Origin of the sequence: Microbacterium sp. CnD16-F, assembly GCF_024124465.1 — a bacterium.
GTDB lineage: Bacteria > Actinomycetota > Actinomycetes > Actinomycetales > Microbacteriaceae > Microbacterium > Microbacterium gawkjiense.
Genome location: NZ_JAMXSA010000120.1, coordinates 1 through 1,300, shown reverse-complemented (window position 1 = coordinate 1,300; position 1,300 = coordinate 1). Strand labels below are relative to the sequence as shown.

1 protein-coding gene is annotated in these 1,300 nt (G+C 74.3%); it reads left to right on the top strand.

Going from position 1 to position 1,300, the window contains the following annotated elements; genetic code table 11:
• Window positions 1-7: 7 nt before the first annotated feature.
• Window positions 8-1,300 (top strand): ribulokinase (gene araB, locus NH287_RS15040; protein WP_253036256.1); only part of this gene is annotated, 1,293 nt, incomplete at its 3' end.

Genomic DNA, 1,300 nt, shown 5'->3' with positions numbered 1-1,300 from the left:
GGGGGCGATGAGCGCGCACCAGCACGACCACGACGACGCCTACGTCGTCGGCGTCGACTACGGCACACGCTCGGGGCGCGCCCTCGTGGTGCGCGTGTCCGACGGCACCGAGCTGGGCTCGGCCGTGCACCCCTACCGGCACGCGGTGCTGGAGCGGAGCCTGCCGTCGAGCCTGACCGGTGGCGCCGAGGTCGCGCTGGAGCCCGACTGGGCGCTGCAGGTGCCGCAGGACTACCGCGAGGTGCTCCAGGTCGCCGTCCCCGCCGCGGTCGAGGCCGCCGGCGTCGACCCGAGCCGCGTGATCGGCATCGCCACCGACTTCACCGCCTGCACGATGGGCCCGACCCGGGCCGACGGCACGCCGCTGAACGAGGTCGACGGGTACGCCGACCGGCCGCACGCCTACGTCAAGCTCTGGAAGCACCACGCCGCCCAGGCGCAGGCCGACCGCATCAACGCGCTCGCCGAGCAGCGGGGGGAGTCGTGGCTCGCCCGCTACGGCGGCCTGCTGTCGTCGGAGTGGGAGCTGGCCAAGGGGCTGCAGCTGCTCGAGGAGGACCCCGACGTCTACGCCCGCACGGAGCGGTGGGTCGAGGCGGCCGACTGGATCGTCTGGCAGCTGTGCGGCGCCTACGTGCGCAACGCGTGCTCCGCGGGCTACAAGGGCGTCCTGCAGGACGGCGCCTACCCCTCGGCCGACTTCCTCGCAGCGCTCAACCCGGCGTTCGCCGACTACGTCGAGACCAAGGTCGAGCAGCCGATCGGCCAGCTCGGCGACCGCGCCGGCTCCCTGTCCGCCCGTGCCGCCGCATGGACCGGGTTGCCCGAGGGCATCGCGGTGGCCGTCGGCAACGTCGACGCGCACGTCAGCGCCCCCGCCGCGCAGGCCGTCGACCACGGCCAGATGGTGGCCATCATGGGCACCTCCACGTGCCACGTGATGAGCGCCGGGGTGCTGCGCGAGGTGCCCGGGATGTGCGGTGTGGTCGACGGCGGCATCGTGGCCGGGAGCTGGGGCTACGAGGCCGGGCAGAGCGGCGTCGGCGACATCTTCGGGTGGTTCGTCGAGCACGGCGTGCCGCCCTACGTGCACGCCGAGGCGGCCGCCGCCGGCCGCAGCGTGCACGAGCACCTCACCGCCCTCGCCGCCGAGCAGGAGGTCGGCGAGCACGGGCTCGTCGCGCTCGACTGGCACAGCGGCAACCGTTCCGTGCTGGTCGACCACGAGCTCTCGGGTCTCGTCGTCGGCCAGACCCTCGCGACCCGGCCGGAGGACGTGTACCGCGCCCTCATCGAGGCG